Here is a 26,782-nt window from a genome sequence, read left to right on the forward strand (position 1 = left end):
GAAACGCCCCTACCTGCTCCGCAGAGCAGGTAGGGGCGCTAACGCGCGCTAGAACGTATCGCCGGGTACCCGCACCCAGCCTTCCATCAGCACGCGGGCGCTGCGGCTCATCACCGCCTTGGTGGCGGTCCACTCGCCGTCGACTTCGGCCGCCGATGCGCCGACGCGCAGGGTGCCGGACGGATGACCGAAGGTCACCGCTTCACGCAGGCCACCACCAGCGGCCAGGTTGACCAGGGTGCCCGGCACCGCCGCCGCGGTCGCGATGGCCACCGAGGCGGTGCCCATCATGGCGTGGTGCAGCTTGCCCATCGACAGCGCGCGCACGCAGACGTCGATATCGCCGGCCGCCACGGTCTTGCCACTGGAGGACACGTAGTCGGTAGCCGGGGCGACGAAGGCGATCTTCGGCGTGTGCTGGCGGGCGGCAGCTTCGGCGACGTCCGCGATCAGTCCCATCTTCAGCGCGCCGTAGGCGCGCATGGTCTCGAAACGCGCCAGGGCCTCGGCGTCCGCGTTGATATCCTTCTGCAGCTCGGTACCGGTGTAGCCGATGTCGGCGGCATTGACGAAGATGGTCGGGATGCCGGAGTTGATCATGGTGGCCTTGAAGGTGCCGATGCCCGGCACTTCCAGATCGTCGACCACGTTGCCGGTGGGGAACATCGAGCCTTCGCCGTCGGCCGGATCCATGAACTCGATGACCACCTCGGCGGCCGGGAAGGTCACGCCGTCCAGCTCGAAATCGCCGGTTTCCTGCACTGCGCCGTTGGTGATCGGCACATGGGCGATGATGGTCTTGCCGATGTTCTTCTGCCAGATGCGCACGGTGCAGATGCCGTTGTGCGGAATGCGCGAGGCATCGACCAGACCACCGGCGATGGCGAAGGCACCGACCGCGGCGGTCAGGTTGCCGCAATTGCCGGACCAGTCGACGAACGCCTTGTTGATCGCCACCTGACCGAACAGGTAGTCGACGTCATGCTCCGGCTGCTCGCTCTTGGCGACGATCACGGTCTTGGAGGTACTGGAGGTCGCACCACCCATGCCGTCGATCTGCTGGCCGTACGGATCGGGGCTGCCGATCACGCGCAGCAGCAGCTGGTCACGCGCCGCGCCCGGCACCTGGCAGGCTTGCGGCAGATCCTGCAGACGGAAGAACACACCCTTGCTGGTGCCGCCACGGATATAGGTGGCCGGAACACGGATCTGGGGTACATGAGCCATGGGAATCTTGTCCTCATGAAACTGTGCCGCCGGACGGCAGCACAGGAAGGAAAATGCGCGGGGACCGCCCGCCGCCCTGCACTACAGCACAGAGCGGGGGCAGCCGCGGGATCAGGCCTGGCCGAGGAAGTCCTTGGCGAAGCGCTGCAGCACGCCGCCGGCCTCGTAGACCGACACTTCTTCGGCGGTGTCGAGGCGGCAGGTGACCGGCACTTCGACGCTTTCGCCGTTCTTGCGCTGGATGACCAGGGTCAGGTCGCAGCGCGGCGAGATGTCGCCCTTGACGTCGAAGGTCTCGGTGCCGTCGATGTTCAGGGTCAGGCGGTTGACGCCCGGCTTGAACTCCAGCGGCAGCACGCCCATGCCGACCAGGTTGGTGCGGTGGATGCGCTCGAAGCCTTCGGCGACGATGGCCTCGACGCCAGCCAGACGCACGCCCTTGGCCGCCCAGTCACGCGAGGAGCCCTGACCGTAGTCGGCACCGGCGATGATGATCAGCGGCTGCTTGCGCTCCATGTAGGTTTCGATGGCTTCCCACATGCGCACCACCTGTCCTTCCGGCTCGATGCGCGCCAGCGAACCCTTCTTGACCTTGCCGTCGACCACGGCCATCTCGTTCACCAGCTGCGGGTTGGCGAAGGTGGCGCGCTGGGCGGTCAGGTGGTCGCCACGGTGGGTGGCGTAGGAGTTGAAGTCCTCCTCCGGCAGGCCCATCTTGGCCAGGTACTCGCCAGCGGCGCTGTCGAGCAGGATGGCGTTGGACGGCGACAGGTGGTCGGTGGTGATGTTGTCCGGCAGCACGGCCAGCGGACGCATGCCCTTGAGGCTACGCTCGCCGGCCAGCGCGCCTTCCCAGTACGGCGGACGACGGATGTAGGTGGACATCGGACGCCAGTCGTACAGCGGGCTCTTGGCCTCTTCCACCGCGCCCAGATCGAACATCGGAATGTAGACCTGCTTGAACTGCTCCGGCTTCACCGAGGCGGCGACGATGGCGTCGATTTCCTCGTCGCTCGGCCACAGGTCCTTCAGGGTGATCGGCTTGCCGTTCTGGTCGGTGCCCAGCGCGTCCTTCTCGATGTCGAAGCGCACGGTACCGGCGATGGCGTAGGCGACCACCAGCGGCGGCGAGGCGAGGAAGGCCTGCTTGGCGTACGGGTGGATGCGGCCGTCGAAGTTGCGGTTGCCGGACAGCACGGCGGTGGCGTACAGGTCGCGGTCGATGATTTCCTGCTGGATCTGCGGATCCAAGGCGCCGGACATGCCGTTGCAGGTGGTGCAGGCGTAGCCGACGATGCCGAAGCCGAGCTTTTCCAGTTCCGGCAGCAGGCCGGCGTCTTCCAGGTACAGCTTGGCGACCTTGGAGCCCGGAGCGAAGGAGGTCTTCACCCACGGCTTGCGCAGCAGGCCCAGTTCGTTGGCCTTCTTGGCCAGCAGACCGGCGGCGACCACGTTGCGCGGGTTGGAGGTGTTGGTGCAGCTGGTGATGGCGGCGATGATCACCGCGCCGTCCGGCAGCAGGCCTTCGGCTTCTTCGGCGCGGGCGGCAGCCAGCTTGGCTTCGTCGGCGATGCCGCGCTCGTGCAGGGCCGAGGTCGGCAGGCGCTTGTGCGGGTTGGACGGGCCGGCCATGTTGCGCACGACGGTGGACAGGTCGAATTCGAGCACGCGCTCGTAGTCGGCATCCACCAGGGCATCGGCCCACAGGCCGGTGGTCTTGGCGTAGTTCTCGACCAGCGCCACCTGCTCCGGCTCGCGACCGGTCAGCTTGAGGTAGTCGATGGTCTGCTGGTCGATGTAGAACATCGCCGCCGTGGCGCCGTATTCCGGGCACATGTTGGAGATGGTCGCGCGGTCGCCGATCGACAGGCTGGCCGCACCTTCACCGAAGAACTCGACGTAGGCACCGACCACGCGCTCCTTGCGCAGGAATTCGGTCAGCGCCAGCACGATGTCGGTGCAGGTGATGCCGGGCTGATGCTTGCCGGTCAGCTTGACGCCGACGATGTCGGGCAGGCGCATCATCGAGGCGCGGCCGAGCATCACGGTTTCGGCTTCCAGGCCGCCGACGCCGATGGCGATCACGCCGAGGGCATCGACGTGCGGGGTGTGGCTGTCGGTACCGACGCAGGTATCCGGGAAGGCGACGCCTTCGCGGGCCTGGATCACCGGCGACATCTTCTCCAGGTTGATCTGGTGCATGATGCCGTTGCCGGCCGGGATCACGTCGACGTTCTTGAACGCGGTCTTGGTCCACTCGATGAAGTGGAAGCGGTCCTCGTTGCGACGGTCTTCGATGGCGCGGTTCTTCTCGAACGCCTCCGGGTCGAAGCCCGGAGCTTCCACGGCCAGCGAATGGTCGACGATCAGCTGGGTCGGCACCACCGGGTTGACCTTGGCCGGGTCGCCGCCCTGTTCGGCAATCGCATCGCGCAGGCCGGCCAGGTCGACCAGCGCGGTCTGACCGAGGATGTCGTGGCAGACCACGCGGGCCGGGTACCAGGGGAAGTCCAGGTCGCGCTTGCGCTCGATCAGCTGCTTCAGCGAGTCGGTCAGCATGGCCGGATCGCAGCGGCGCACCAGCTGCTCGGCCAGCACGCGGGAGGTGTACGGCAGCTTGTCGTAGGCACCGGGCTGGATGGCTTCGACCGCCGCACGGGTGTCGAAATAGTCCAGCTGGGTACCGGCCAGGGCTTTGCGATATTCAGTATTCATAGGGGCGGAGACTCACGCGGATAACGATCGTTGAAGGAACCGGCAGGAGAGCCCCTTGTAGGGGCCCTCCCGTTCCCGATCAGCGCTGCGCCAGCGACGGCACGGCGCGCGGCTCGACGCCGATGTACTCGGCGCTCGGGCGGATGATGCGGTTGTTGGCACGCTGCTCGAACACGTGGGCGGCCCAGCCGGTGACCCGCGAGCAGACGAAGATCGGGGTGAACAGCTTGGTCGGGATGCCCATGAAGCGGTAGGCCGAGGCGTGGTAGAAGTCGGCGTTGGGGAACAGCTTCTTCTGCTCCCACATGACCTGGTCGATGGCCTCGGACACCGGGAAGATCACGGTATCGCCCACTTCATCGGCGAGCTGCTTCGACCAGACCTTGATCACCTCGTTGCGCGGATCGGACACGCTGTAGATCGCGTGGCCGAAGCCCATGATCTTGTCCTTGCGGGCGAGCATGGCCAGGGTGCCGGCAGTGGCCTCTTCCGGCGAGGCGAACTTCTCGATCATCTCCATGGCCGCCTCGTTGGCACCGCCGTGCAGCGGGCCGCGCAGCGAGCCGATGGCGCCGGTGACGCAGGAGTACAGGTCGGACAGGGTCGAGGCACACACGCGGCCGGTGAAGGTCGAGGCGTTGAACTCGTGCTCGGCGTAGAGGATCAGCGACACGTTCATCACCTTGCGGTGCAGCTCGCTGGGCTTCTTGTCGTGCAGCAGGGCCAGGAAGTGGCCGCCGAGGTCGGCTTCGCCGGTGACGCAGTCGATGCGCACGCCCTGGTGGCTGAAGCGGTACCAGTAGCACATGATCGCCGGGAAGGCGGCCAGCAGACGGTCGGCGATGTCGCGCTGCTCGTCGAAGCTGTGCTCCGGCTCCAGGGTGCCGAGCATCGAGCAGCCGGTGCGCATCACGTCCATCGGATGGGCGTCGGCCGGGATGCGCTCGAGCACTTCCTTGAGCGCCTGGGGCAGATCGCGCAGGCCCTGCAGGCGCTGCAGGTAGGCATCCAGCTGGGCAGCCGTCGGCAGTTCGCCGTAGAGCAGCAGGTAGGCGACCTCCTCGAACAGACAGTCCTTGGCGAGCTCGCGGACATCGTAGCCGCGATAGGTCAGACCGGCGCCTTCCTTGCCTACGGTGGACAGGGCAGTCTGTCCGGCAATCTGGCCACGCAGGCCGGCACCACTCAGAACTTTTGCTTCAGCCATTGCTTTGTTCCTCTATTGAATTTCTTGTTGGATACAGCAGCTTCAAACGCGAGCCTCACCCTTGAGGCTCAATTTCCCGACGCTCTCAGCAGTCGCGCTTCGGGCCCAGCTTGCCCTGGCCCTTCTGGGCGAACAGCTGGTCGAGCTTCTGCTCGTAGTCGTGGTAGCCGAGGAAGTCGTACAGCTCGGCACGGGTCTGCATGATCGGCACCACGTTCTTCTGGGTGCCCTGCTCGCGGATGGCCTGATAGACCTTGAGCGCGGCGGCGTTCATCGCCCGGTAGGCGCCGCAGCAGTACAGGATCATGTCCACGTCCACCGAGGCCAGCTCGTCGCGGGTGAACAGCGGGGTGTGGCCGAATTCGGTGATGTTGGCGAGGATCGGCACGCCGACGGCCTTGCGGAACTCCTTGTACATCGACAGCTCGGTCATCGCCTCGGGGAAGATCATGTCGGCACCTGCCTCGACGTAGGCGCAGGCGCGGTCGATGGCCGCCTGCAGGCCCTCGCCAGCCAGGGCGTCGGTACGCGCCATGATCACGAAGCTGTCGTCGCGACGGGCATCGACGGCGGCCTTGATGCGGTCGACCATCTCCTCGGTGCTGACCACTTCCTTGCCCGGACGATGACCACAGCGCTTGGTGCCGACCTGGTCCTCGATGTGCACGGCAGCGACGCCGGCCTTCTCGAACGAGCGGATGGTACGGGCGATGTTGAAGGCGCCGCCCCAGCCGGTGTCGATGTCGACCAGCAGCGGCAGGGTGGTGGCGTCGGTGATGCGGCGGGCATCGATCAGCACGTCTTCCATGGTGCTGATGCCCAGATCCGGGATGCCCAGCGAGTTGGCCGCCACGCCGCCGCCGGAGATGTACAGCGCCTTGAAGCCGGTGGCTTCGGCCATGCGCGCAGCATAGGCGGTGATGGCACCCGCGATCTGCAGCGGAGACTCGCTGGCGACGGCTTCACGGAATTTCTGGCCGGGGGTCTTGTGGCTCATGACTTACCTCGTTGCGTGGTGTTCTTGTGGGCGGCGTCCTGGAAGTGACGCGCGACGTTGCGCTTGGAGGCCGCGATATGGCGGCGCATCAGCAGCTCGGCCAGTTCGCCGTCACGGTCGGCGATGGCATCGAGAATGCGGTGGTGCTCGACGAAGGCCTGGCGCGGCCGGTTCGGGGTGGTCGAGAACTGGATGCGGTACATGCGCACCAGTTGATACAGCTCGTTGCACAGCAGGTTGCTGAGCGTCTGGTTGCCGCTGCCCTGGATGATCCGATAGTGGAAGTCGAAGTCGCCTTCCTGCTGGTAGTAGCCAATGCCGGCGCGGAACGCCTCGTCGCGCTGGTGGGTCTCCAACACCTGGCGCAGCTCGTTGATCTCCTCCAAGGACATGCGTTCGGCGGCCAGCCGACAGGCCATGCCTTCCAGCGACTCGCGAATCTCGTACAGCTCGATCAGTTCGGCCTCGCTGAGGGACACCACGCGCGCGCCGGCATGCGGCACCCTGACCAGCAGACGCTGCCCTTCCAGACGGCGAATCGCCTCGCGCAGCGGGCCGCGACTGATGCCGTAGGCACGCGCCAGCTCGGGTTCGGAGATCTTGCTGCCCGGGGCGATGTCGCCGCGCACGATGGCCGACTGGATGCGCCGGAACACATGATCCGAAAGGGTTCCGGCTTCGTCGTCCACAATGGGGGCTTCTGCTAGCGCGTCCATCATATTGTCGACACATCTCTGAGGCTGATGGACAAAAGCTAGGGCAACACCCGATTAATGTCAAACATCCTTAGACGATTGTCGACAATCGACCTGACAAGCGTCTTTCGGGCACCGTTCTTGCCACGCCCCGCCGCGCACCCCCAGCATCCCGCTCCACGCTCCCGCTGCGACTGTCGCCGGGCTATCCGCTGCATGCTAGAATGGCCGCCGTTTGCGCGGCAGCCAACCCCCTGCCCTCACCTTCCCGGCCCCCTCACGCTTCATCACTCAGGACCTATGAGACTCAAGCCCCTTGTCTTGCTACTCAGCCTGCTGATGCCCTGCGGCCTTAGCCTTGCTGCCGAAAAAACCGTTTACGGTCTCAACGAATATGTCGGCCTTCAGGAACTCGACAGCGTTCTGGCTGCCAAACTCGACACCGGCGCCAAGACCGCCTCGCTCGGCGCGCGCAACATCAAGCGCTTCAAGCGCAATGGTGAAGCCTGGGTGCGCTTCGAGATCGGCAGCGACGAAGACGCGACGACGATCGAGAAACCGCTGGCCCGCATCAGCAAGATCAAGCGGCGCGCCGGTGACTTCGACCCCGACGAAGGGAAAACCTATACTGCCAGGCCGGTGATCGAGCTCGATGTCTGCATGGGCGACACGCTGCGCACCATCGAAGTGAACCTGACCGACCGCAGTGCGTTCCAATACCCGCTGCTGATCGGCGCCGAGGCTCTCAAACGCTTCGGCGCCCTGGTAGACCCCAGTCTCAAATACGCCGCCGGCAAACCCGGCTGCTCCAACGTTGCACTCTCGGACGAGTAACCTCGATGCGCTCCCTCACTTTGCACCTGAAAGTCCTCATCGCCATATTGGTGAGCCTGGGCGTGGCGATCACCGCCTACCAGATTTTCGTCCTCGGCATCCCGGTCACCGAGGCGGAAACGGATAACGTCTGGAACATCGACGCCAAGGTCGAGTTCCAGGCCAACCCGCGCGACCCGGTCAAGGTGCAGATGTTCGTGCCGCCGCTGGTCCAGGACTTCGTCAGTCTCAACGAGAGCTTCATCTCCAACAACTACGGCGTCAGTGTCAACAATGTCGACGGCAACCGCCGGGTGACCTGGTCCGCCCGCCGCGCCAACGGTCCGCAGACCCTCTACTACCGCATGGTCCTGACCCAGCGCTTCGCCACGGAAAAGCCTGCGGAAAAAGGGCCGATCTATCGTGAGAGCCTGCCGATCGCCGGCCCCGAGCAGATCGCCGCCGAGGCCCTGCTGGCGCCCATCCGCCAGCATTCGGCCGACGTCGAGACCTTCATCAGCGAGACCATCAAGCGCGTCAACAACCTCAATGACGACAACGTCAAGCTGCTGCTCGCCGGCGACACCTCGGTCAACAATCGCGCGCGGGTCATCGACCTGCTGCTGTCCATCGCCCATGTGCCGCTGGAACGGGTCAACACCATCCGCCTGATCGAAAACCAGGTGCAGACCCCCGAGCTGTGGCTGCGCAGCTTCAACGGCCAGAACTGGCTGTACTTCAACCCCGAGAATGGCCAGCAGGGCCTGCCGCGCGACCGCCTGATCTGGTGGCTGGGTGACGGCGAACTGGTCAAGGTCGATGGCGGCAAGCAGCCGCAGGTCAGCTTCACCCTCAACACCAGCGAGCTGAACGCCATCCGCCTGGCCAAGCAGTCCGACGCCTCGGCCGATTCGGGCTTCCTCGAGTACTCGCTGTACGGCCTGCCGCTGCAGACCCAGCAGACCTACCAGATCATGATCATGATCCCGATCGGCGTGCTGGTGATCCTGATCCTGCGCAACCTCGGCGGCCTGCAGACCCTCGGCACCTTCACCCCGGTACTGATCGCCCTGGCCTTCCGCGAGACCCAGCTGGGCTTCGGCATCATGCTGTTCACCATCATCACCGCGCTGGGCCTGTCGCTGCGCTCCTACCTCGAGCACCTCAAGCTGCAGATGCTGCCACGCCTGTCGGTGGTGCTGACCTTCGTGGTGGTGCTGATCGCGGTGATCAGCCTGTTCAGCCACAAGCTCGGCCTCGAGCGCGGCCTGTCGGTGGCGCTGTTCCCGATGGTGATCCTGACCATGACCATCGAACGCCTGTCGATCACCTGGGAAGAACGTGGCGGCAGCCATGCCTTCAAGGTCGCCGTCGGCACCCTGATCGCCGCCACCCTGGCGCACCTGCTGATGAGCATTCCGGAGCTGACCTACTTCATCTTCACCTTCCCGGCCGTGCTGCTGATTCTGGTGGGCTTCATGCTGGCGATGGGTCGCTACCGCGGCTACCGCCTGACCGAGCTGTTCCGCTTCAAAGCCTTCCTCAAGGACTGATGCCATGTTCGGTCTGATCAAAACCTGGAAGGCCCTGCATGCCAAGGGCATCATGGGCATCAACCGGCGCAACGCGGACTACGTGCTGAAGTACAACAAGCGCAGTCTGTATCCGGTGGTGGACGACAAGATCCTCACCAAGGAGCGCGCCATCACCGCTGGCATCCACGTGCCGGAGATGTACGGCATCATCTCCACCGAGAAGGAAATCGAGAAGTTCGACGAGATCATCGCCGGACACAACGATTTCGTGATCAAGCCGGCGCAGGGCGCCGGCGGCGATGGCATCCTGGTGATCGCCGACCGCTTCGAGGGCCGCTTCAAGACCGTCTCCGGCAAGATCGTCAGCCGCGACGAGATCGAGCAGCAGCTCTCCAGCATCCTCTCCGGCCTGTATTCGCTGGGTGGCGGTCGCGACCGCGCGCTGATCGAATACCGGGTCACCCCGGATCCGATCTTCAAGAGCATCAGCTACGAGGGGGTGCCGGACATCCGCATCATCGTGCTGATGGGCTACCCGGTGATGGCCATGCTGCGCCTGCCGACCCGCCAGTCCAACGGCAAGGCCAACCTGCACCAGGGCGCCATCGGCGTCGGTGTCGACCTGGCCACCGGCATCACCCTGCGCGGCACCTGGCTGAACAACAAGATCACCAAGCACCCGGACACCACCAACGCGGTGGATGGCGTGCAGCTGCCCAATTGGGACGGCTTCATGAAGCTGGCCGCGGGTTGCTACGAGCTGTGCGGCCTGGGCTACATCGGCGTCGACATGGTGCTCGACCAGGAGAAGGGACCGCTGATCCTGGAGCTCAACGCCCGTCCGGGCCTGAACATCCAGATCGCCAACGACTGTGGCCTGACCCATCGCGCCCACGCCGTGGAGGAACGCCTGGCCGAACTGAAGGCCAAGGGCATCGAGGAAACCCCGGAGCAGCGCGTGCGCTTCTCCCAGGAGCTGTTCGGCCACATCAAGCCGGTCGAGCTCTAAACCAGTCGAGCTCTGGCCCTCTGCGGGCGCCTGCCAGCCAGGCGCCCGCTTCTCCCCACAACCCCACCCATCCTGCCGCGCCCCTGCGTTAGAATTCCGGCTTGCGATCGTTCGAGCCTAGCCATGCCCACCTGCTGCGTTCACCCCCTGCCCTACCACGCCGATCCCCGCGAGCGTTTCGCCCTCGTGCGCGCCGCTCCCGGCGCCTGCCTGCTGGACGGCGGCCGGCCGGGTGCCGATCGCGGCCGCTTCGATCTGTTCAGCGCCTGGCCCGAGCAGCGCCTCTCGCCCGAATCCGGCGAGGACGGCCGCGCCTTCCTCGCCCGTTGCCGGGCCGCCCTCGCCAGCCTGGGCCGCGCCGAAGCGCCGGATGGCTGCGAGCTGCCGTTCACCGGCGGCCTGCTCGGCTACCTCGGCTACGACTTCGGCCGCCGCCTGGAGCGCCTGCCCGCGCAGGCCGCCGACGACCTGCAACTGCCCGACGCGGCCTTCGGCCTGCATGCCTGGGCGCTGGTCAGCGACCACCAGCGGCAGACCTCGCAGCTGGTGTTCCACCCGAGCCTGGCCGCCCAGCGCCGTGATGCGCTGATCGCCCTGTTCGAGGCGCCCGCCACGCCCGCCCCACCCGGCGAGTTCCGCCTGCTCGCGCCGTTTGCCGCCGACATCGACGCCGGCCAGTACCAGGCCGCCATCGAGCGAATCCAGGCCTATATCCGCGCCGGCGACTGCTATCAGGTCAACTTCGCCCAGCGCTTCCAGGCCCCCTGGCAGGGCGACCCCTGGGCGGCCTACGGCGCGCTGCGCGACGCCTGTCCGACGCCCTTCGCCGGCTACCTCGCGCTGGACGACGGCGCGATCCTCAGCCTGTCGCCGGAGCGTTTCCTCAGTGTGCGCCAGGGCCAGGTCGAGACCCGGCCGATCAAGGGCACCCGCCCGCGCGGCCGCGATGCCGGCGAAGACCGTGCCCTGGCCGCCGAGCTGCTGGCCAGCCGCAAGGATCGCGCCGAGAACCTGATGATCGTCGACCTGCTGCGCAACGACCTCGGCCGCAGCTGCCGTACCGGTTCGGTGCGCGTGCCGGAACTGTTCGCCCTGGAAAGCTATCCCAACGTGCACCACCTGGTCAGCTCGGTGACCGGCGAGCTGGCCGCGGGCCTGGACGCCTTCGACCTGCTGGCCGGCAGCTTCCCCGGCGGCTCGATCACCGGCGCGCCGAAGATCCGCGCCATGCAGATCATCGACGAACTGGAGCCGAGCCGCCGCTCGATCTACTGCGGCTCGCTGCTGTTCATCGACAGCCGCGGCGAGATGGACAGCTCGATCTGCATCCGCACCGTCCTCCTGCAGGCCGGCCAGGCCAGTTGCTGGGGCGGCGGCGGCATCGTCATGGACTCCGAGTGGCAGTCCGAGTACGAGGAGTCGAAGACCAAGGTGCGCGTGCTGCTGCAGACCCTGGAAGCCACCCTCGACTGATATTTACCCGCGACCGGAAAGGCGACCGGGGCGACACTTCCGCGCGCGCCGCCTGTCTACACTGCGCCCCGGCCCGCTTCGTTGCACAGAAAGGATCCCCATGCCCAGTCTGAACCGTATCATCCTGATCAACACCCACCTGCAGGGCGTGGTGGAGCTGGTCGTCGATGACCACACCAACATCTGCGGCACCAACGCCTCCGGCAAGACCACCCTGCAGCGCTTGGTGCCGGTGTTCTACGGCGAATACCCCAGCCGCGTGGTGCCGGCCACCCGCGACAGCTTCGAGCGCTGGTACCTGCCCACCGAGCAGAGCTTCATCATCTACGAATACCGGCGCATGGATGACCAGCTGTGCCAGGTCGTCCTGGCCGCCGCCAGCGGCGGCAAGGGCGTGGCCTACCGCCTGGTGCACAAGGGCTTCGAGCTGGACGACTACGTGAAGAGTCGCCAGGGCGACGCCATCACCTGCCTGAGCATGGAAGAGCTCGGCCGGCGCCTCAAGCAGGCCGGCGTATTCACCACCCGCCTGCTCAATACCCGCCAGTTCCGCGCCATCATCCAGAACGACCGCAGTCTACTCGCCGGCGACAGCGACCGGGTCGAACTGCGCAGCTGGGCGCGGCAGTTCTCGCTGTGCGAGCCCGAGCACTCGCTGCGCCATATCGAGAAGCTGGCCCGCGCCGTGCACTCGCGCGAAGGCAAGATGGAGACCGTCAAGTCGATGGTCGCCGCGATCCTCGAGGAGGACGGCGTCAGCCCGCCGGCCACCCACCTCAACCTGCAGCGCGTCGAGGACTGGATCCGCGACAGCCGGCTGATCCAGGGCTTCAACGCGATCCGCCCGGAGTTCGACAAGCTGGAGCGCGAATACCAGGAGCTGCTGGCCAACGAGTCGCGCCTGGGCGGCCTGCTGCTCGGCTACAAGGCCGACGAGCCGCGCCTGTACCAGCGCCAGGAGGAGACCGCCGCGCTGATCGAGCAGAGCGGCTTCCAGCTCAAGCAACTGGAGGAGCGCTGGAAGGAGCAGCGCGACAGCCTCAACCAGGACCTGTCGGCCGCCCGCGGCGATATCAGCCGCGCCGAGGACGAGCTGAACCAGATCGAAAGCCAGTACCAGGCCTTCCTCGACGCCGACATCGACCAGGCCAGGGCCGACCTCGAGCAGGTCGGCGCCTGGCGCGACGAGCTGGGCAACCTGGAAGCCCGCCACCGCCTGCTCACCGAACAGCACCAGGACGTCGAGCGCGCCTACCTGGAGCGCCAGCAGGCGATCAAGGACCAGCTCGGCACGGCACTCGAGCAACTGCACGAGCAGCAGGAAGCGCTGCGCGAGGAGCGCGACACCCAGAAGGCCCAGCAGGACGAAGCGCTGAACGCACTGGAAAAGCACTTCGCCGCCCGCCGCCAGCAGGGCCTGGAGGACTTCACCCAGCGCGAATACGCGCTGAAGCTGGAGCGCGGCCGCCTCGAGCAGCAGATCGCCAGCGTCGGCTACAGCGAAGAGGAAAACCTCGCCCTGGCGATCCTCGACCGCCGCCTCGAGGAGACCGACGAAAAGGTCGACGCCAGCGAAACCAGGGTTCGCCAGCTGGAGGGCCAGGAGCGCCAGCTGCGCAGCCGCCGCGACGAGGCCAACAGCGCGCTGGGCCTGTGCGCCCGCCGGGCGGTCGAGCGCCAGGAGCAGCTCGACGATCTCGAGCGCATGCTCTACCCCGGCCAGCACACCCTGCTGGAGTTCCTGCGCCGCGAGCAGCCCGGCTGGGAGGCGCACCTCGGCAAGGTGATCCATCCGGCGCTGCTGCAGCGTGCCGACCTCAAGCCGGCGCTGGTCGACGGCGCGGCGGACAGCCTGTTCGGCCTGCAGCTGGACCTCACCGCCCTCGACACCCCCGAGTACGCCGCCAGCGAACAGGAACTGCGCCAGCGCCTGCAGCTCGCCAAGGACGCCCTGCAGGACGCGCAGAACCAGCAGCAGGACGCGGAGGCGCGCCTGGTCGAGGCCAGCGCCGCCCTCGACGAACTGCAGCGCCAGCTGATCGTCGCGCGTAGCGAGGCGCAGGGCCGCCGCGACGACCGCCAGCGCCTCAAGGAGGAGCGCCGCAGCCAGAAGGACAAGCTGGACGCCGCCGTGCAGGAGCGTCGCTCCCAGGCCCGCAAGCAGCAGGTCGAGCACGACGCCGCCCTCAAGGTGCTGACCGCCGAGCGTGACGGCTGGCTGAGCGAGCTGAAGGCCCAGCACAGCGAGGAGCGCCTGGAAGCCTCCGCCCACTGGCAGCAGGTGCTCGGCAGCCTCGACGGCCAGATCCGCCAGCTCAAGGCCGGCGCCGACGAGCGCCGCGCCAAGGCGAAGAGCGAACTGGCCGAGTGCGAACGCTGGTACCAGGCCGAGCTGAGGTCGCGCGGCGTCGACGAAAGCGTGATCGTCGGCCTCAAGCGGCAGATCAAGACCCTCGCCGAACGTATCCAGCACACCGAGCAGCGGCGTCCCGAGGTGCTGCGCTATGACGACTGGTACCGGCACACCTGGCTGCAGCGCAAGCCGAAGCTGCAGGGCGAGCTGGGCGAAAGCCGCAGCCGCGCCAGCAGCCTGGACCAGCAGCTGAAGAGCGCCACGGCCGACTACAAGAGCGAACGCAGCACCCTGGAGGAGCGCCGCGTGCAGGCCCTGCAGGACAAGGGCCGCCTCGACGACGCCCTGAGTCGCCTGAAGACGCTGCTGCGCCGCCTCGGCGAGCTGAAGCTGCCCCGCGACGGCGAGATCGCCGCCGGCGAACTGGACGAGCGCCTGCGCCTGGGCGAGGAGCTGCTGCACGGCCGCGAGCAGATGCTCGCCGCCATCAAGACCCACGTCGAGCGCTTCGACAGCCTGATCGTCAGCCAGTCCGGCTCCAGCCTGGCGGAAACCTGGGAGCGCAGCCGCGAGGAGTGCACCCTGGTCAACGAGCGCGGCATTCCCGGCCTCGACTACCGCAAGCTGGTGCCGCACCTGGCGCAACTGCTCAACGTGATGGTCCCGCAGAGCCTCACCGCCCTGCGCGAACAGGGCAAGATCTTCGGCATCGACCTGCACGGCTACTACGAGGTGCTCGCCGACATCGACCGGCGCATCGCCACGCAGAGCGCCCGGATCACCCGCGAGGTCAGCGAGGAGCTGTTCCTCGACGGCGTATCGGAGTCGGCGGTACGCATCCGCTCGCGGATCAGCGAGCTGGAATTCTGGCCGGAGCTCAAGGCCTTCATCCAGGCGTTCCGCGAGTGGCGCGAGAGCGGCTTCAGCGAGCTGCCCGGCGAGGACTACACCAGCAGCATGCGCCGCGCGCTGGACATCATCGGCCGCTCGGCGCTGGGCGGTGGCATCGCTGCCCTGCTGGAGATCGAACTGCGCCTGCGCGAGGGCAACAGCGACCTGGTGATCCGCACCGACCGCCAGCTCAACGAGTCGTCCAGCCACGGCATGGCCTACCTGATCCTCTGCAAGTTCCTGCTCGCCTTCACCCGCCTGCTGCGCGGCAACGCGCCGGCCACCATCCACTGGCCGATCGACGAGCTGGGCACCCTGCACCACAACAACGTGAAGAAGATCTTCGACGCCTGCTCGAGCAACAACATCCGCATCCTCGGCGCCTTCCCCAACCCGGACTCCGAGGTGCTGGCACTGTTCGCCAACCGCTACATCGTCAACAAGCAGACCCGCCAGCTGCAGGTGGTCAAGCCGCAGCTGGATGTCATCGCCGAACGCCTGAAGGGCCGGAAAACCGGGGAGGTTGCCTGAATGCTCTCGACCAAGGGACAAGTGATCGAGCGCCTACTCAAGGGCGACTTCATCTGCCGCACCAGCGACGAGGACGGCTGGCGCTTCCTGAAGACGCCGGCCAACCGCGAGCAGGTGGACGACTACCTGGCCACCCTCAACCGCGCGGTGGCCACCGTCGGCGGTAGCAGCGAGGGCGAGGTGTTCTTCTGTGCCTACCGCCAGCTCGGCGATGACCAGCGCCGGGTGATCGGCCAGCAGTTCCGCGATGTCTGCAACGCCCTGACGCCGCTGGTGGAATGGCTGGTGCTGGTGCAGGAAGCCGGCGCCCAGGACGCGCCGCTCAGCGAAGGCAGCGCCCTGCGCCTCAACGAGCTGCAGAGCGTCGTCGAGGACACCCCGGCGTTCCGTGAACAGCTGGCGCGCATCAGCCACTACCGGCTGTTCGGCTCCACCAGCAGCAACGTCGACGGCCAGATCAAGCAGGTGTTCAAGCGCCTGTGCGAACTGGGCTACCTGCTGCGCCCCAACCCCGAGAAGCAGATCTACCTCGGCACCGGCAAGCTGGAGTACCTGTACGAGGTGATCCGTTTCATCGACGAGACCGAGGGCCTGACGCTGGAAGAGCGCGCCGAAAGCGCCAGCCAGGGCAGCCTGCTATGAGCGGCAACCTGCATCAGGCCGGGGTGCGCTTCCTGCGCCAGCTGGGCCGGCATGCCGAACCGATCATGGACGCCTACCTGGCCGGCTCCCTGCCCGACCAGGCGCTGGAGCCGGCGGTGCAGGAACGGCTGGTCAAGGACGGCATCCTCTACCGCCCCGAACCCGGCGCCGACCTGCACCTGCGCCGGGTGGTGCGCGCCCTGCTCGAGGAAGCCCTGCGCGACGACCGCAACCGGCAGATCGACGCCAATACTGGCAGTGCGCTGGCCACCTTCAAGACCCTCGCCGCGCACTACCGGGAAGCCCGCCACCAGGGCGACTACGCCGCGGCCGACGCCTACCTGGCGGACCTCAAGGAGCGCGTCTACGCCTTCGGCGAAACCCTCAGCCACGGTATCCGCGTGCTGTGGAGCCGGATCAACAACGAGTTCGGCTACGTCGGCACCCTCAACGCCAAGATCCGCGAGAACGAACTGGCCCAGGCGCAGGTCAGCGAGCTGCTCGCCGGCCTGGAGATGATCAGCTTCGAGGAGTTGGCCGACAGCGCCGGCGACCTGCGCGAACTGCGCCGCCTGCTGGTCGCCAGCCTGCAGCGCACGGTCAGCGCCTGCACCCAGGAGCTGAGCATCGTCCAGGGTCGCCTGCTCGAGCTGCTCGGCCGCTTCCGGCAGATCCGCGGGCGCACCCGCCTGCTCAAGGGCTGGCTGCTGCACCTGGAGCAGCAGCCGGACTACCAGGTGGGCAACCATGCCGCCCACCAGACGGTGCCGCAGCTGTTCAACCAGGCGCCCGCCATCCTCGCTCCGGCCGCCGTGGACATCCACAACCCGCTGCATGAGGACGAACTGCTCGGCCTGGTGGCGCAGATCCGCGCCCTGCAACCCCAGGACCGCTTCGCCCCCGCGCCGGCCGAGGCCGGCGAGTTCGTGCTCGGCGAGGTGGAAGCCTTCGAGATCGCCCACAACCCGATCCGCGAGGCGGTGTCGGCCTACTTCTGCCAGGTGATCGACAGCGGCCAGCCGGTGTCGGCACTGGAGTGGCGAGCGCAGCAGGAGCTGCCCTGGGATGCCGAAAGCTGGCTGTACCAGGTGATCGGCGGCTACGAGGGCCTGCCGGAGGAGCAGAAGCGCCACTTCGAGCTGGACCCCATCGGCGCGGCGCATCCGCTGTACAGCGGCAACTTCATCGTGCGCGACGTGCGGCTGTGGCTGGCCTGAGCGCGCGACTGCGGATGGTGCCGCGCCAGCCCCGGTGATTTCCCACCGCCCATAAACACCGAGGCCCGCACAGTGGCGGGCCTCGGTCTTGCTACGGCAGCGCTACCCTTACAGGCTGAGCTCGCGCACCGAAGCCTTGAGGAACTCCTGCTTGAGGTCCTCGTAGGTGTGCACCGCCGGGAACTGCGGGAACTCGCGGATCACGTTGTCCGGCGCATGGAACAGGATGCCGGAGTGAGCTTCGCTGAGCATGGTGGTGTCGTTGTACGAGTCGCCGGCGGCGATCACCCGGTAGTACAGGCTCTTCAGGGCGATGACCGACTGACGCTTGGGATCCTTCTGGCGCAGCTGGTAGTCCACCACGCGATCGGTCTCGTCGGTGATCAGCTTGTGGCACAGCAGGGTCGGGAAGCCGAGCTGGCGCATCAGCGGCTGGGAGAACTCGTAGAAGGTGTCGGAGAGGATCACCACCTGGAAGCGCTCGCGCAGCCAGTCGACGAACTCCACCGCGCCTTCCAGCGGCTGCAGGGTGGCAATCACTTCCTGGATGTCGCGCAGCTTCAGGCCGTGCTCGTCGAGAATGCGCAGACGCTGCTTCATCAGCACGTCGTAGTCGGGAATGTCGCGGGTAGTCGCCTTGAGCGCGTCGATTCCGGTTTTTTCGGCGAAGGCGATCCAGATTTCCGGGACCAGTACACCCTCGAGATCAAGGCAGGCGATTTCCACAGGGCATTCCTCATTTATCAGCCAGTGACGGAGGCGGCACTCTAGCGACTTGCCTGCCGGGGTGCAACGCAGCGCGCGCCGGCGCGCCGAAAAAGCCGGGCACCAGCGACGAGCCGCGCCGACTACATATTCCTTATGGTTAGTAGTGCAGCATTATTTGGTTATTTCAAAGCATAAACGCCTTGCTGTTACCATCGCGGCTACGCATTAGCCACGAATCAACCGGACACCCCGATGAGCCAGACCTTCGATGTTGCCGCCCTGGCGGCTGCCTACGCCGACAAATCCCCGCAGGAGGTGCTCAAGCTTGCCTTCGAGCATTTCGGCGACGAGCTGTGGATCTCCTTCAGCGGCGCCGAGGACGTGGTGCTGGTGGACATGGCCTGGAAGCTGAACAAGAACGTCAAGGTGTTCAGCCTGGACACCGGCCGCCTGCACGCGCAGACCTACCGCTTCATCGAGCAGGTGCGCGAGCACTACGGCATCCAGATCGAGGTGCTCTCCCCGGATCCGCGCCTGCTCGAGCCGCTGGTGCGCGAAAAGGGCCTGTTCAGCTTCTACAAGGACGGCCACGGCGAATGCTGCGGCATCCGCAAGATCGAGCCGCTCAAGCGCAAGCTGGCCAGCGTCAAGGCCTGGGCCACCGGCCAGCGCCGCGACCAGAGCCCCGGCACCCGCAGCCAGGTGGCGGTGCTCGAAGTGGACGGCGCCTTCTCCACGCCTGAGCAGCCGCTGTACAAGTTCAACCCGCTGGCCAACATGAGCAGCGAGGAAGTCTGGGGCTACATCCGCATGCTGGAGATCCCCTACAACCCGCTGCACGAGCAGGGCTTCATCAGCATCGGCTGCGAGCCCTGCACCCGCCCGGTGCTGCCCAACCAGCACGAGCGCGAAGGCCGCTGGTGGTGGGAAGAGGCCACCCACAAGGAGTGCGGCCTGCACGCCGGCAACCTGATCGCCAAGAACTAGTTGCCGCCAGGCTCCAGGCGCAGGGTCTGACGGGATCCTGCGTCAAGACGCCACAGGCGGGCTGTCATCCGGACTTCATCTGGCGGAACTAGACTGCCCCTCATCGGCAGAATAAGGAGAGACCGCCATGCACCGCGAACAGCAACAGCCCAGTCGCCAGCACACCGTGCGCCAGCTTCGCCACCAGCAGCTGGGCGCGATCATCGATGCCCAGGGCCGGGAAATTCCGATCACCGAGCGGATGATCCTGCAGGCCTGCCGCCAGCTGGAACAGGACGCCAAGTCGTTCCGCCGCCGGCTGCGCTGATCAGCCCAGCCGGACCCCCAGCGCCGCCAACTGGCGGCGCAGTTGTTGCGCCTCCCCCAGCACCCGCACCGTCAGTTCCGGCAGCTCGCGACGCATCGGATAGTGCTTGCGCAGCGCATCGAAGCCGGCGCGGCGCGCCTCGGCGTCGCCGACCAGGCTGCGCCGGAAGGCGGCATCGTCCAGGCGCGGGTCGTACACCGCCCGGCAGACCGTGGCCAGCGCCCAGCTCGGCTCGGCCTGCTCGTGCAGCACCAGCTCGCTGAGCCAGGCCGGCGGCAGCAACTGCTGCAGGCCGACCGGCGCCGCCTCGCCGCGCCAGCTACAGAACGCCTGATAGATCTGCTCGGTGCCGCGCAGCTTGCCGTCCAGGCTGTAGCCGGCGATATGCGGGGTGGCCAGGCGGCACAGCGCGGCCAGCTCGGCATCCACCTGCGGCTCGCCCTCCCAGACATCCAGCACCGCCTCGAGATCGGCGCCGCCCTGCAGGTGCGCCTTGAGCGCCGCATTGTCGACCACCGCGCCGCGGCTGGCGTTGATCAGCCAGCTGCCGGGCTTGAGCTGCGCCAGCCGCCCGGCGTCCAGCAGGTGCCAGGTGGCGTCGCCGCCGTCGCGGGTCAGCGGCGTGTGCAGGCTGATCACGTCGCAGCGCCGCACGATCTCCTCGAGAGTGACGAAGTCGCCCCCTTCGCGCGCCTGGCGCGGCGGATCGCAGACCAGCACGCTCCAGCCCAGAGCGCGCAACACCTCGACCAGGCGACCACCGACCTGACCGGCGCCGACCACCCCGTAGGTGCGCGTGGCCAGCTCGACACCGTGGCGCTCGGCCAGGGCCAGCAGCGCACCGAGCACGTACTCGACCACGCCGCGGGCGTTGCAGCCCGGCGCGCTGGACCAGGCGATGCCGGCCTCGGCGAAGTACGCCAGATCCAGGTGGTCGGTGCCGATGGTGCAGGTACCGACGAACTTCACCGCACTGCCTTCCAGCAACGCCCGGTCGACGCGGGTCACCGAGCGCACCAGCAGCACGTCGGCGTCGGCCACGGCGGCGCGGTCGATGGCCCGACCGGGCATGCGGCGGATCTCGCCGAAGGAGGCGAAGAAGGGATCGAGCAGCGGGATGTTTTCGTCGGCCAGCAGGCGCATGGGCGGTATCCGTCGGAAAGTCGGGAGTTGCCGCCACTTTACCTGATCGGCCGATCAGGCGCGGCACTGCGCTGGCTCCATTCTGGTGCGCGGCGTAGACTTACCGGCTGTTTTTCGAGGCCCGCCATGTCCCCCCTGCCCCCGTCATCCGCCGTCTCCCGCGCCCGCCGCAGCCTTAACGAAGTCCAAGCCCTGCTCGCCCTCGCCGGTCCGATCATCGTCGCCCAGCTGGCCAACACCGCCATGGGCTTCGTCGATACCGTGATGGCCGGCCGGGTCGGCGCGCGCGACCTGGCCGCCGTGGCGCTGGGCAACTCGATCTGGGTACCGCTGCTGCTGCTGATGGGCGGCATCCTGCTGGCCACCACCGCCAAGGTGTCGCGCAAGGTCGGCGCCGGCAGCTACGCGCTGATCGGCCCGCTGGTGCGCCAGGCGCTGTGGCTGGCACTGGCCATCGGTCTGAGCGCCGCCCTGCTGCTGTTCTCGGCGCGCCCGCTGCTGCTGCTCATGCAGGTCGAGGCGGCGCTGGCCGATACCGCCATGGGCTACCTGCAGGCCGTGGCGCTCGGCTTCCCGGCCCTCGCGCTGTTCCAGGTGCTGCGCGGCTTCAGCGACGGTCTGGGCAGCACCCGACCGACCATGGTGATCGGCCTGCTGGGTCTGCTACTGAACATCCCGCTCAACTACATCTTCATCTACGGCAAGCTCGGCCTGCCGGCCATGGGCGGCGTCGGCTGCGGCTGGGCCACCGCGCTGGTGCTGTGGTTCATGCTCGGTGCCATGCTGTGGTGGGTGCACTGGGCGCCGCTGTACAAGTCGAGCCGGCTGTTCGAGCACCTGGAAGGGCCGCAGTGGCCGGCGATCCGCGCGCTGCTGAGCCTCGGCCTGCCGATCGGCATCGCCATCTTCGCCGAGGCCAGCATCTTCTCGGTGATCGCCCTGCTGATCGGCAGCCTGGGCGCCAGCGTGGTCGCCGGGCATCAGGTGGCGCTGAATTTTTCCTCGATGGTGTTCATGATCCCCTACTCGCTGGCCATGGCCACCACGGTACGGGTCGGCCAGGCACTGGGCCGCGGGGCGCCGCGTGATGCGCGCTTTTCCGCCGGGGTCGCGATGGCTACCGCGCTGGTCTACGCCTGTTGCTCGGCCAGTCTGATGCTGTGGCTGCGCGGCGACATCGCCCGCCTCTACACGCCGAATGCCGAGGTACTCGCCGTGGCCGGCGCGCTGCTGATGTACTCGGCGCTGTTCCAGTTCTCCGACGCCATCCAGGTCACCGCCGCCGGCGCCCTGCGAGGCTACCACGACACCCGTGCGACCATGCTGATCACCTTGCTGGCCTACTGGGGCATCGGCCTGCCGATCGGCTACAGCCTGGGCCTCAGCGAGCTGCTCGGCCCGCCCAGCGGCCCGGCGGGGCTGTGGCAGGGCCTGGTGATCGGCCTGACCTGCGCCGCCGTGCTGCTCGGCGTGCGTCTGCAGCGCATCGCGCGGCGCCAGATCCGCGCTCCCGCGTAGGCTGGGAAACCGCCGCAGGCATTGCCCAGCAAAGCAGCACTGGGTGGAAAACGCTGCGCGGTTCTCCACCCTGCCGCAGGCCACGCTCAGTCGAGCTTCTTGCGGATCCAGTACAGGTAGGTGCCCGCCTCTTCTTGCTGCTCGAGCAGTTCGTGGCCGAGGAACAGGCAGAACTTGGGAATGTCGCGGCGGGTCGACGGGTCGGTGGCGATCACCTTGAGCAGGCCGCCAGCCGGCAGGTCGCGCACCTTGTTGTGCAGCATCATCACCGGCTCGGGGCAGTTGAGGCCGGTGGCATCGAGAATGGCGTCGGGTTGCTGGGACATGGGGGAACTCCGCGTGACAGGCCGGCATTGTCGCGCAAAGCGCTGGCGCGGCCAACCGCGCGGCAGCCGGCCACAGGACGGACTAGGCTTGAGAATCAGCCCCGCGCCGTCCGCCGCGCATCCCGACTGGAGGACACCGCCATGTCCCACCCGGACAGCTTCAACTGCCGCCGCAGCCTCGAGGTCGACGGCCGCACCTACCAGTACTTCAGCCTGCCCGACGCCGCACGCAGCCTCGGCGACATCAAGCAACTGCCCGTCTCGCTCAAGCTGCTGCTGGAGAACCTGCTGCGCTGCGAGGACGGCCGCAGCGTGACCGCCGCCGACTGCCGGGCGGTGGTGGCGTGGCTGCACAAGCGCAGCTCGGAGCAGGAAATCCAGTTCCGCCCGGCACGGGTGCTGATGCAGGACTTCACCGGCGTGCCCGGGGTGGTCGATCTGGCCGCCATGCGCGATGCCATGGCCCGCGCCGGCGGCGATCCGCAAAGGATCAACCCGCTGTCGCCGGTGGACCTGGTGATCGACCACTCGGTGATGGTCGACCGCTTCGCCGACCCCAGCGCCTTCGCCGACAACGTGGCCATCGAGATGCAGCGCAACCACGAGCGCTACGCCTTCCTGCGCTGGGGCCAGCAGGCCTTCGCCAACTTCCGCGTGGTGCCGCCGGGCACCGGCATCTGCCACCAGGTCAATCTGGAGTACCTGGGCCAGGTGGTGTGGAGCCGCGACGACGACGGCGCCACCCTCGCCTACCCGGACACCCTGGTCGGTACCGACTCGCACACCACCATGATCAACGGCCTGGGCGTGCTCGGCTGGGGCGTGGGCGGCATCGAGGCCGAGGCGGTGATGCTCGGCCAACCGCTGTCGATGCTGATTCCCGAGGTGGTCGGCGTGCGCCTGGCCGGCAAGCTGCGCGAAGGGGTGACCGCCACCGACCTGGTGCTGACCGTCACCGAGCTGCTGCGCAAGCGCGGGGTGGTGGGCAAGTTCGTCGAATTCTTCGGTCCCGGCCTCGATCACCTGCCGCTGGCCGATCGCGCCACCATCGCCAACATGGCCCCGGAATACGGCGCCACCTGCGGCTTCTTCCCGGTCGACGCGATCACCCTCGACTACCTGCGCCTGTCCGGCCGCGATCCGGCGCGCATCGCCCTGGTCGAGGCCTACTGCAAGGCCCAGGGTCTGTGGCGCGCGGCGGGCGACGAGCCGACCTTCAGCGACAGCCTGACCCTGGACCTGACCAGCGTGCAGCCCTCCCTGGCCGGCCCGAAACGCCCGCAGGACCGCGTCGCCCTGGAGGACATCCGCGCCCAGTTCGACCTGCTGCTGGAGCTGTCCGGACGCAAGGCCGAGCTGGATACCGACTTTCTGGTCGCCGGCGCCCACTACGGCCTGCACCATGGCGACGTGGTGATCGCCGCCATCACCTCCTGCACCAACACCTCCAACCCCAGCGTGCTGATGGCCGCCGGCCTGCTGGCCAGGAAGGCCGTGGAGCGCGGCCTGAGCCGCAAGCCCTGGGTCAAGTCGTCGCTGGCGCCCGGCTCCAAGGTGGTCACCGACTACCTGGCCAAGGCCGGCCTCACCCCGTTCCTGGACCAGCTCGGCTTCAATCTGGTCGGCTACGGCTGCACCACCTGCATCGGCAACTCCGGGCCGCTGCCGCCGCCGATCGCGGAGTGCGTCAACGCCAACGACCTGATCGTCAGCTCGGTGCTGTCCGGCAACCGCAACTTCGAGGGTCGCGTGCATCCGCAGGTCAAGGCCAACTGGCTGGCCTCGCCGCCGCTGGTGGTGGCCTTCGCCCTGGCCGGCACCACGCGCATCGACCTGACCCGCGAGCCGCTGGGCACCGGCAGCGACGGCCAGCCGGTGTATCTCAAGGACATCTGGCCAAGCGACGCCGAGGTGGCCGCGGCGGTCGGCGCGGTGGAAGAGGACATGTTCCGCCACCATTATGCCGACGTGTTCAGCGGCGATGCCGCCTGGCGGGCGATCGCCGTCAGTCCCGGCGCCACCTACCCATGGGATCCACGCTCCACCTACATCAAGCACCCGCCGTTCTTCCAGCACATCGACCAGCCAGCGGCCGCGCTGGCCGATGTCGAGGGGGCGCGCATCCTTGCCCTGTTCGGCGACTCGATCACCACCGACCACATCTCCCCGGCCGGCAGCATCAAGCCCAGCTCCCCGGCCGGCCTGTACCTGCAGGGCCTCGGCGTGGCGCCGGAGGACTTCAACTCCTACGGGGCGCGGCGCGGCAACCATGAGGTGATGATGCGCGGCACCTTCGCCAACATCCGCATCAAGAACGAGATGCTCGGCGGCGAGGAGGGCGGCAACACCCTGCACCAGCCCTCCGGTGACAAGCTGTCGATCTACGACGCCGCCATGCGCTATCAGGCCGAGGGCGTGCCGCTGCTGGTGATCGCCGGCAAGGAGTACGGCACCGGCTCATCGCGCGACTGGGCCGCCAAGGGCACCAACCTGCTCGGGGTCAAGGCGGTGATCGCCGAGAGTTTCGAGCGCATCCACCGCTCCAACCTGGTCGGCATGGGTGTGCTGCCCCTGCAGTTCGTCGCCGGGCAGAACCGCCAGAGCCTGGCGCTCAACGGCAGCGAACGGCTGAGCATCCACGGCCTGGCCGCCGGACTCCAGCCACGGCAGAAGCTGATCGTCGAGCTGCAGCGCGCCGACGGCACCGAAGAGCGCTTCGAGGTGCTGTGCCGCATCGATACGGCCATCGAACTCGACTATTTCAAGGCCGGCGGCATCCTCCACCATGTGCTGCGCCAGCTGCTGGCCGGCTGAGCGCGCGCAACGCGGGGTGGGAAAACTCGCCCAGCGAGTTCCACTCCACCCTGCGCATCACTGAATAGTGGAAAAGGCCTGCGTCCGGTTTCCTACAAGGGCCAGGAGGCGGACCCGCCGAGAAAACCGGCGATCGCCTCGGCCGTGCGCTGCAGATGTTGGGCATGGCTGAAGCCGGAAACCTTGAGCGGCTTGAGATCGTGGTCGGCCGCCTCCAGCCACAGCAGGCGGATCGCCGGCGACAGGCTATAACCCGCCACCCGTTCGCGGTTGCCCAGCGCGTCGCGCTCGCCCTGCACGATCAGGGTCGGCGTGCGCAAGGCAGCCAGATGCTCGACCCGCGGCTTCTCCGGCTTGCCGGCGGCATGGAACGGATAGCCGAGGCAGACCAGTGCCGCCGGCTGCAGCTCGTCGGCCAGCAGGCTGGCCATCCGCCCGCCCATCGACTTGCCACCAATGGCCCAGGCGCCCGGCTCGCGGGCATTCACCTCGCGCCAGACCTCGCGCCAGCACTCGAGCAGGCGAGCCTGTGGATTGGGCGGCCGCTTGCCGCCATTCCGGCGCCGCTCGGCCATGTAGGGGAACTCGAAACGCACCACGCGCACGCCACACTCGCCCAGGCGCTCGGCCATTGCGCTCATGAACGGACTGTCCATCGGCGCGCCGGCGCCGTGGGCCAGAATCAGCCGGCCGCGCACCTCACCGACCGGACCGGACCATAAAAGTTCGGGAAAACTCACGCAAAAAACCTCACACGCCATAGGGCCTTGATTTGTATCAACATCTGACAGGAGCGGTTTATCCATGCTCACGCTGATCTTTTTCCGATCCAAGCCCATTAGTCGTGGAACCTCGAAAATGAGCACAGAAAACCTAGGGACTGCTTATAACTACAAGGTGGTCCGCCAGTTCGCCGTCATGACGGTGATCTGGGGGATCGTTGGTATGGGAATCGGCGTGCTGATCGCCGCCCAACTGGTCTGGCCGAACTTGAACTTCGACCTGCCATGGACCAGCTTCGGTCGCTTGCGACCGCTGCACACCAACGCGGTAATCTTCGCCTTCGGCGGCTGCGCCCTGTTCGCCACCTCCTTCTACTCGGTGCAGCGCACCTGCCAGACCCGCCTGTTCGGCGGTCCGCTGGCCAGCTTCGTGTTCTGGGGCTGGCAGTTGGTGATCCTGCTCGCGGCCATCACCCTGCCGCTCGGCTTCACCTCCTCCAAGGAGTACGCCGAGCTGGAGTGGCCGATCGACATCCTGATCACCGTCGTCTGGGTCGCCTACGCGGTGGTGTTCTTCGGCACCGTGATGAAGCGCCAGACCAAGCATATCTACGTCGGCAACTGGTTCTTCGGTGCCTTCATCCTGGTCACGGCGATGCTGCACATCGTCAACAACCTGGAAATCCCGGTCACCCTCCTCAAGTCCTACTCGATCTACTCCGGTGCCACCGACGCCATGGTGCAGTGGTGGTACGGCCACAACGCCGTGGGCTTCTTCCTGACCACCGGCTTCCTCGGCATGATGTACTACTTCGTGCCCAAGCAGGCCGAGCGCCCGGTGTACTCCTACCGCCTGTCCATCGTCCACTTCTGGGCGCTGATCACCCTGTACATCTGGGCCGGCCCGCACCACCTGCACTACACCGCCCTGCCGGACTGGGCTCAGTCCCTC

21 protein-coding genes are annotated in these 26,782 nt (G+C 67.2%); 12 read left to right on the forward strand and 9 right to left on the reverse strand.

Annotated features, from left to right (window positions below; genetic code table 11):
- Nucleotides 1–48 precede the first annotated feature (48 nt).
- The 5 genes from prpF to BM297_RS18345 form a co-directional block, all read right to left on the reverse strand.
- Entirely contained in the window at nt 49–1,227 is a 1,179-nt protein-coding gene (prpF, locus tag BM297_RS18325; RefSeq protein ID WP_092434302.1) for a 2-methylaconitate cis-trans isomerase PrpF, read from the reverse strand.
- Between the two features lie 111 nt (nt 1,228–1,338).
- On the reverse strand, nt 1,339–3,942 hold the full coding sequence (acnD, locus tag BM297_RS18330) for a Fe/S-dependent 2-methylisocitrate dehydratase AcnD (protein WP_092434305.1): 2,604 nt from the start codon (nt 3,940–3,942) through the stop codon (nt 1,339–1,341).
- Between the two features lie 79 nt (nt 3,943–4,021).
- Nucleotides 4,022–5,149 carry a bifunctional 2-methylcitrate synthase/citrate synthase gene (prpC, locus tag BM297_RS18335; RefSeq protein WP_092434308.1) on the reverse strand — a complete coding sequence of 376 codons (1,128 nt, stop codon included), beginning with the start codon at nt 5,147–5,149 and terminating at the stop codon, nt 4,022–4,024.
- Nucleotides 5,150–5,234: 85 nt separating this feature from the next.
- Nucleotides 5,235–6,146: a methylisocitrate lyase gene (prpB, locus tag BM297_RS18340; RefSeq protein WP_092434311.1), complete on the reverse strand. Its 912-nt coding sequence runs from the start codon at nt 6,144–6,146 to the stop codon at nt 5,235–5,237.
- Nucleotides 6,143–6,865 (reverse strand): GntR family transcriptional regulator, encoded by a 723-nt coding sequence (locus BM297_RS18345; protein WP_092434314.1) that lies wholly within the window; start codon nt 6,863–6,865, stop codon nt 6,143–6,145. The genes prpB and BM297_RS18345 overlap by 4 nt, the downstream gene beginning before the upstream one ends.
- A gap of 276 nt (nt 6,866–7,141) precedes the next feature.
- Here BM297_RS18345 and rloA point away from each other — a divergent pair, with 276 nt between their 5' ends.
- The 7 genes from rloA to BM297_RS18380 all read left to right on the forward strand — a co-directional run bounded on the left by rloA (nt 7,142) and on the right by BM297_RS18380 (nt 17,305).
- A complete protein-coding gene (rloA, locus tag BM297_RS18350) occupies nt 7,142–7,675 on the forward strand; it encodes a retropepsin-like aspartic peptidase RloA (protein WP_092434317.1) in 534 nt (177 codons plus the stop codon).
- 5 nt (nt 7,676–7,680) lie between these two features.
- Nucleotides 7,681–9,207 (forward strand): osmotic stress tolerance membrane protein RloB, encoded by a 1,527-nt coding sequence (rloB, locus tag BM297_RS18355; protein WP_092434320.1) that lies wholly within the window; start codon nt 7,681–7,683, stop codon nt 9,205–9,207.
- A gap of 4 nt (nt 9,208–9,211) precedes the next feature.
- Entirely contained in the window at nt 9,212–10,198 is a 987-nt protein-coding gene (locus BM297_RS18360; RefSeq protein ID WP_090310295.1) for an alpha-L-glutamate ligase-like protein, read from the forward strand.
- Between the two features lie 123 nt (nt 10,199–10,321).
- Complete coding sequence (pabB, locus tag BM297_RS18365; RefSeq protein ID WP_092434323.1) at nt 10,322–11,671, forward strand: aminodeoxychorismate synthase component I; 1,350 nt, start codon at nt 10,322–10,324, stop codon at nt 11,669–11,671.
- Nucleotides 11,672–11,771: 100 nt separating this feature from the next.
- On the forward strand, nt 11,772–15,446 hold the full coding sequence (locus tag BM297_RS18370; RefSeq protein WP_092434326.1) for an ATP-binding protein: 3,675 nt from the start codon (nt 11,772–11,774) through the stop codon (nt 15,444–15,446).
- Nucleotides 15,447–16,088 (forward strand): hypothetical protein, encoded by a 642-nt coding sequence (locus BM297_RS18375; protein WP_092434330.1) that lies wholly within the window; start codon nt 15,447–15,449, stop codon nt 16,086–16,088.
- Complete coding sequence (locus BM297_RS18380; RefSeq protein ID WP_092434334.1) at nt 16,085–17,305, forward strand: phosphoenolpyruvate carboxylase; 1,221 nt, start codon at nt 16,085–16,087, stop codon at nt 17,303–17,305. Before BM297_RS18375 ends, BM297_RS18380 begins: the two co-directional genes overlap by 4 nt.
- Before the next feature lie 108 nt (nt 17,306–17,413).
- Here BM297_RS18380 and thrH read toward each other — a convergent pair whose 3' ends face one another.
- Nucleotides 17,414–18,031 (reverse strand): bifunctional phosphoserine phosphatase/homoserine phosphotransferase ThrH, encoded by a 618-nt coding sequence (thrH, locus tag BM297_RS18385; protein ID WP_092434337.1) that lies wholly within the window; start codon nt 18,029–18,031, stop codon nt 17,414–17,416.
- 234 nt (nt 18,032–18,265) lie between these two features.
- On the opposite strand from thrH, the gene BM297_RS18390 reads away from it, so the two are divergent.
- Both BM297_RS18390 and BM297_RS18395 read left to right on the forward strand, forming a co-directional pair.
- Nucleotides 18,266–19,000 (forward strand): phosphoadenylyl-sulfate reductase, encoded by a 735-nt coding sequence (locus tag BM297_RS18390; protein ID WP_092434340.1) that lies wholly within the window; start codon nt 18,266–18,268, stop codon nt 18,998–19,000.
- A gap of 127 nt (nt 19,001–19,127) precedes the next feature.
- Nucleotides 19,128–19,307 (forward strand): PA1571 family protein, encoded by a 180-nt coding sequence (locus tag BM297_RS18395; protein WP_092434343.1) that lies wholly within the window; start codon nt 19,128–19,130, stop codon nt 19,305–19,307.
- Here BM297_RS18395 and pdxB read toward each other — a convergent pair whose 3' ends face one another.
- On the reverse strand, nt 19,308–20,450 hold the full coding sequence (pdxB, locus tag BM297_RS18400; RefSeq protein ID WP_092434346.1) for a 4-phosphoerythronate dehydrogenase PdxB: 1,143 nt from the start codon (nt 20,448–20,450) through the stop codon (nt 19,308–19,310).
- Between the two features lie 126 nt (nt 20,451–20,576).
- On the opposite strand from pdxB, the gene BM297_RS18405 reads away from it, so the two are divergent.
- Entirely contained in the window at nt 20,577–21,968 is a 1,392-nt protein-coding gene (locus BM297_RS18405; protein WP_092434349.1) for an MATE family efflux transporter, read from the forward strand.
- A gap of 86 nt (nt 21,969–22,054) precedes the next feature.
- Here the strand turns inward: BM297_RS18405 and tusA are convergent, their stop codons facing one another.
- Nucleotides 22,055–22,294 carry a sulfurtransferase TusA gene (gene tusA, locus BM297_RS18410; RefSeq protein WP_092434352.1) on the reverse strand — a complete coding sequence of 80 codons (240 nt, stop codon included), beginning with the start codon at nt 22,292–22,294 and terminating at the stop codon, nt 22,055–22,057.
- 141 nt (nt 22,295–22,435) lie between these two features.
- Here tusA and acnA point away from each other — a divergent pair, with 141 nt between their 5' ends.
- Nucleotides 22,436–25,108 carry an aconitate hydratase AcnA gene (gene acnA / locus BM297_RS18415; protein ID WP_092434355.1) on the forward strand — a complete coding sequence of 891 codons (2,673 nt, stop codon included), beginning with the start codon at nt 22,436–22,438 and terminating at the stop codon, nt 25,106–25,108.
- Between the two features lie 92 nt (nt 25,109–25,200).
- On the opposite strand, the gene BM297_RS18420 is transcribed toward acnA, so the two are convergent.
- Nucleotides 25,201–25,914 carry an alpha/beta family hydrolase gene (locus BM297_RS18420; RefSeq protein WP_092434358.1) on the reverse strand — a complete coding sequence of 238 codons (714 nt, stop codon included), beginning with the start codon at nt 25,912–25,914 and terminating at the stop codon, nt 25,201–25,203.
- A 52-nt stretch (nt 25,915–25,966) separates the two neighbouring features.
- Between BM297_RS18420 and BM297_RS18425 the strand changes: the two genes are divergently transcribed.
- Nucleotides 25,967–26,782: cbb3-type cytochrome c oxidase subunit I (locus BM297_RS18425; protein ID WP_175526688.1), on the forward strand; the 816-nt coding region annotated here is incomplete at its 3' end.

Origin of the sequence: Geopseudomonas sagittaria, assembly GCF_900115715.1 — a bacterium.
Taxonomy (GTDB): domain Bacteria; phylum Pseudomonadota; class Gammaproteobacteria; order Pseudomonadales; family Pseudomonadaceae; genus Geopseudomonas; species Geopseudomonas sagittaria.

Coding starts and splice junctions, on each gene's coding strand:
- BM297_RS18370 (WP_092434326.1), top strand. CDS start 11,772: ATGCCCAGTCTGAACCGTATCATCCTGATCAACACCCACCTGCAGGGC.
- pdxB (WP_092434346.1), bottom strand. CDS start 20,450: ATGCGCCTGCTGGCCGACGAAAACATCCCGCTGCTCGATCCCTTCTTC.
- BM297_RS18380 (WP_092434334.1), top strand. CDS start 16,085: ATGAGCGGCAACCTGCATCAGGCCGGGGTGCGCTTCCTGCGCCAGCTG.
- acnD (WP_092434305.1), bottom strand. CDS start 3,942: ATGAATACTGAATATCGCAAAGCCCTGGCCGGTACCCAGCTGGACTAT.
- BM297_RS18375 (WP_092434330.1), top strand. CDS start 15,447: ATGCTCTCGACCAAGGGACAAGTGATCGAGCGCCTACTCAAGGGCGAC.
- prpB (WP_092434311.1), bottom strand. CDS start 6,146: ATGAGCCACAAGACCCCCGGCCAGAAATTCCGTGAAGCCGTCGCCAGC.
- BM297_RS18390 (WP_092434340.1), top strand. CDS start 18,266: ATGAGCCAGACCTTCGATGTTGCCGCCCTGGCGGCTGCCTACGCCGAC.
- BM297_RS18420 (WP_092434358.1), bottom strand. CDS start 25,914: ATGGATAAACCGCTCCTGTCAGATGTTGATACAAATCAAGGCCCTATG.
- rloA (WP_092434317.1), top strand. CDS start 7,142: ATGAGACTCAAGCCCCTTGTCTTGCTACTCAGCCTGCTGATGCCCTGC.
- prpF (WP_092434302.1), bottom strand. CDS start 1,227: ATGGCTCATGTACCCCAGATCCGTGTTCCGGCCACCTATATCCGTGGC.
- pabB (WP_092434323.1), top strand. CDS start 10,322: ATGCCCACCTGCTGCGTTCACCCCCTGCCCTACCACGCCGATCCCCGC.
- BM297_RS18345 (WP_092434314.1), bottom strand. CDS start 6,865: ATGATGGACGCGCTAGCAGAAGCCCCCATTGTGGACGACGAAGCCGGA.
- prpC (WP_092434308.1), bottom strand. CDS start 5,149: ATGGCTGAAGCAAAAGTTCTGAGTGGTGCCGGCCTGCGTGGCCAGATT.
- rloB (WP_092434320.1), top strand. CDS start 7,681: ATGCGCTCCCTCACTTTGCACCTGAAAGTCCTCATCGCCATATTGGTG.
- tusA (WP_092434352.1), bottom strand. CDS start 22,294: ATGTCCCAGCAACCCGACGCCATTCTCGATGCCACCGGCCTCAACTGC.
- BM297_RS18360 (WP_090310295.1), top strand. CDS start 9,212: ATGTTCGGTCTGATCAAAACCTGGAAGGCCCTGCATGCCAAGGGCATC.
- BM297_RS18405 (WP_092434349.1), top strand. CDS start 20,577: ATGTCCCCCCTGCCCCCGTCATCCGCCGTCTCCCGCGCCCGCCGCAGC.
- acnA (WP_092434355.1), top strand. CDS start 22,436: ATGTCCCACCCGGACAGCTTCAACTGCCGCCGCAGCCTCGAGGTCGAC.
- BM297_RS18395 (WP_092434343.1), top strand. CDS start 19,128: ATGCACCGCGAACAGCAACAGCCCAGTCGCCAGCACACCGTGCGCCAG.